3 protein-coding genes are annotated in these 4110 nt (G+C 68.0%); all 3 read right to left on the reverse strand.

Annotated elements, in window-relative coordinates; all coding sequences use genetic code 11:
• Nucleotides 1-737: glucose-6-phosphate isomerase (pgi, locus tag VGF64_04140; protein HEY1633924.1), on the reverse strand; the 737-nt coding region annotated here is incomplete at its 3' end.
• A gap of 16 nt (nt 738-753) precedes the next feature.
• Nucleotides 754-3408 (reverse strand): replicative DNA helicase, encoded by a 2655-nt coding sequence (locus VGF64_04145; GenBank protein ID HEY1633925.1) that lies wholly within the window; start codon nt 3406-3408, stop codon nt 754-756.
• A 171-nt stretch (nt 3409-3579) separates the two neighbouring features.
• Complete coding sequence (rplI, locus tag VGF64_04150) at nt 3580-4044, reverse strand: 50S ribosomal protein L9 (GenBank protein HEY1633926.1); 465 nt, start codon at nt 4042-4044, stop codon at nt 3580-3582.
• Between the last annotated feature and the right edge of the window lie 66 nt (nt 4045-4110).

Below are 4110 nucleotides of genomic sequence, written 5' to 3' on the forward strand. Positions count from 1 at the left end.
GAGACGGCGACGAAGTGCCGGCTCACGGCCTTGTCGTCTCCGAGCGCGCCCACCAGCCAGTCCCGCGCCGTGTGGGCGTTGGTCAGCGTCTCGAGCGTGGTGAATGTCTTCGATGACACCACGAACAGGGTCTCGGCCGGATCGAGGTCGCGGGTCGCTTCCCAGATGTCGGTGCCGTCCACGTTGGACACGAAGCGCACGGTCATCGACCGGTCGCTGTAGTCCTCGAGGGCCTCGTAGGCCATGGCCGGGCCCAGATCGGAGCCACCGATCCCGATGTTGACCACGTTGGTGATGCGTCGTCCCGTGAAGCCCGTCCACTCGCCGCTCCGCACCCGCCCGGTGAAGTCGCGCATCTTCCGGAGCACGGCATGGACCTCGGGTACCACGTTGGTGCCGTCGACGAGGATCGAGGACCCCTCCGGGGCCCGAAGGGCCACATGCAACACGGGCCGATTCTCCGTCACATTGATCCGCCGGCCGCTGAACATGTCGTCGGCCCGCTGGCGGACCTCGGCCCGCTCGGCCAGCGCCCGGAGAAGACCCAGCGTCTCGCTCGTGATCAGGTTCTTCGAGTAGTCCAGGTACAGGTCGGCCGCCTCGACCGTCATGACCTCACCCCGCTGCGGATCCTGGGCGAAGAGGTCCCGGAGGTGCACATCCCCGACCTGGGCGTGGTGGACCTCGAGGGCACGCCACTCGACGGACTCGGTGATGCGCGTCGTTGTGTCGGTCATGCGGGTAGGTTGCCACTCAAACCCGAGCCATGTTGGCGAAGCGCGTGTAGTGCTCGAGGAACGCGAGCTGGGTCAGCCCCGTCGGACCGTTCCGGTGCTTCGAGAGGATGATCTCCGCCGTTCCCCGATCCGGCGAGTCCGAGTGGTATACCTCGTCGCGATAGATAAACAAGACGACGTCAGCGTCCTGCTCCAGCGAGTTGTGGGCGATCACGCCGTTGGCTACGAAGTTGTGCGTGCCCTCCACCGTGGCGTCAAAGGTGGGCACCTGCCCGACAGGGACGATCTCGACCACTTCGTCCCACATCACCTCGGACGACGCCAGTGCACGGAGCTCCGGGTCGTCGACCACCGCCGCCATCTGCGCCAGACGCGGCCTGGAGAAGCGCCGGGGGCGCCTGGCGTCGCCAAGCAGGTATGACCCGCAGTACGCCTCCTGCAACGCCGTCGCCATGGCACGGCCAGTCACTCCGGCACCCCTCATTGAGGCCCGGACCCGCTCGGCGACCGCCCACGGCACCAGGTCGGCGTTCGGGTTCGCTTTGATGGCTGCCAGGACATCCAGGCATTCAGCGATCCGCGCCCCCCGCTCGCCATGGCAGCCGACGGAGCTGAGGAAGTCGGACGTCTGCTGGGCTCCGTCGATCCGCACCTGCCAGCAGTCCCGGTACCCCGATTTCCGGGTCCTCGCCAGTCGGGTCCGGATGTCGAGCCGAAGGAGGGCTCGGCGGACGCCATCGGCGAGGCGCCGGCTCGTGGTCGCGTAGTACGCACGCACCAAGGGGCCACGACCATTACGACTCATGGTGATCGAGCCATCGGTCGCCCACAGGTGTCGGAGGAAGAGGGCGACCTGCACATCGCTGAGTCCGAAGATCTCTTCGGGGATGAACTTGTCCGGCGAGCGGGCGCCCCAAAGTCCCAATGGCTCGAGCCAGTTGCGAATGGGATGGCGCCTCCCATGCGTCAGCCGGTAGGGGGAAGGAAACCACAGCAACCACGTTCTTCCTTGCTTGCTGCCCTCGACCCTGATCCCGAACAACCGGAGGGCCGCTTGCTCGACCGCCATCTTGTTGGCCGGATCGGCCGTGGAGTACTTCACGCCGTTGGGCCCCATCGAGCCGTCCCCGAGGAGGTGGGCCAAGAGCACGAGCTCGTCATCGCACCAGGAAGCGGGCTCGTCGGGCGGCGCTATCCGTCGTGGGACGGCCACGTAGTCGCCGGTGGCGAGCTCGTCGAGTCGGGTCCAGCCGGTCACGGTTCGGAATTGATGGTTCGCTGTGGCCTCGACCTCGTATCCAGACGCCAGCCGAAGGCGGAAGACTGGCTTGACGCCGGAGGGGAAGGCCTTGACGAGGCGACGGGGCTCCATCCGCCAGTCCTCGTTCAATGACCACACGAGCGGCTGCTCCTGACTCAGCACTAGCTCACCCAGGGTCACCTCCTGGCCGTTGTCGGCCCGAAGCAACCTGGTGGACGCCGGCATACAGCCGGATTCTCTCAGGTCGGCGAGCACGGGTCGCTTGTCCGCTCGCAGCTCGAGGTTCCGCGAGAGCTGGGACAGCGCCACCACCGGCACCTGGAGCTCGCGGGCCAGGATCTTGAGCCCCCTGCTGATCTCCGACACCTCGACCTGACGGTTCTCTGCCGTGGTCCGGCCGGACATCAGCTGGAGGTAGTCCACCACGACGAGCCCCAGACCCTCTCGGCTCTTCAGCCGCCGCGCCTTGGCCCGGATGTCCATGACGGTGATGTTGGGGTTGTCGTCGATGAAGATCGGTGCTTCACCCAGGTGGCCGATGGCGGTGCTGATCTTCGGCCAGTCCGACTCGAGCAACCGGCCATTGCGCATGCGAGTTGCGTCGACCCGAGCCTCGGCGCACAGCAGCCGCTGGGTGAGCTCGAGGTGGCTCATCTCCAGCGAGAAGAGCAGGACTGGTTGGCGACTCTCCATGGCCGCGTGGGCCACGAGGCCGAGGGCGAATGCCGTCTTGCCCATGCTGGGCCGGGCCCCGACGATGATGAGGTTGGACGGCTGCAGGCCGGACAACCGCTCGTCGAGGTCGTTGTACCCCGTCGGGACGCCGGTGATGGCATCCCCCCGGTCGTACAGCGACTCCAGGTTGTCCAGGGTGCGAGCGAGGAGATCTCGCACCGTGGCCATGGTGTCGACCCCGCGGCGCTGGGCCACCTCGAACACCATCGTCTCGGCCCGGTCCACCGCCGCGGTCACGTCCTCGGGCACCTCGTAGCCGAGCTCGGCGATCTCGGCCGCCACGCCGATCATGCGGCGCAGGAGGGCGTGCTCTTCGACGATGCGCGCGTAGCGGCCGGCGTTGGAGATGGCGGGGGTGTTGGCCTGGAGTGAGATCAGCGTCGCCGGGCCGCCGATAGCGTCGAGCAACCCCGCTCGGCGCAGCTCGTCGGCGATCGTGACCGGGTCGGCCGGCTCGCCCTGGGCGTACAGGGTGGTGACGGCGTCGAAGACGTGTCCGTGGGCCGGCTTGTAGAAATCCTCGGCCGCGCAGCACTCGACGGCCGTGGCGATGGCGTCCCTCGAGAGGATCATCGCCCCGAGGAGCGACTCCTCAGCCTCGAGGTTGTGCGGCGGAACTCGCCCAGCGGCGCCACTACGCCCCCGGCGGCGGGCGTCATCGAGCGATTGAACCACGCCCTACCCTCGCCGCTCGAGCCTGTGGGTCGCTAGGGGCAGAACTTGTTGATGTTGCTGGGGATTAACCCAGAGTTCTCCACACCAGCCGCCGCCGAACATGGGTCGACGGTACCCGGAGGGTGTAGCAGCGAGGTGGACCAGCTCGGCCCCTCGTCCGCCGGCAGTGGCTCAGCCCGTGCGGGCTGACGCGGCGCTCACGACCTCTACGGTGAGCTGGAACTCGACCTCGGGATGCAGCTTCACCGTGATCTCGTGGATGCCGAGCGTCTTGATGGGCTCGTCCAGGACGAGCCGGCGCCGGTCCAGGTCCACACCCGCCTGCTCGGTCACGGCCTGTGCCACGTCGGCGGCCGTGACCGAGCCGAACAGCCGCCCCTCGGCTCCTGCCCGGACCGGTATCCGGATAGCGGTCGGCACCAGCTTGCGGGCCACATTCTCAGCTCCCTCGCGCTGGCGAGCGTCCTGGACGTCGCGGGCCTTGCGCATCGCCGAGGCCTGAGCACTGACTCCGGGTGTCGCCCGCATGGCGCGACCCTTCGGCACCAGGAAGTTGCGCGCGTAACCGTCCGCCACTTCGACGATGTCGCCGCGCTTGCCGACGCCGGTCACGTCGGCCCTCAACACAACTTTCACTGGTCACCGCCGCCACGCGCGTCGGCACCCACGGCAGCTGCCGGGCGCTCCGGCTGGCTCTCGGCC

It is taken from the genome of Acidimicrobiales bacterium (assembly GCA_036491125.1).
In the GTDB taxonomy this organism is placed as follows: domain Bacteria; phylum Actinomycetota; class Acidimicrobiia; order Acidimicrobiales; family AC-9; genus AC-9.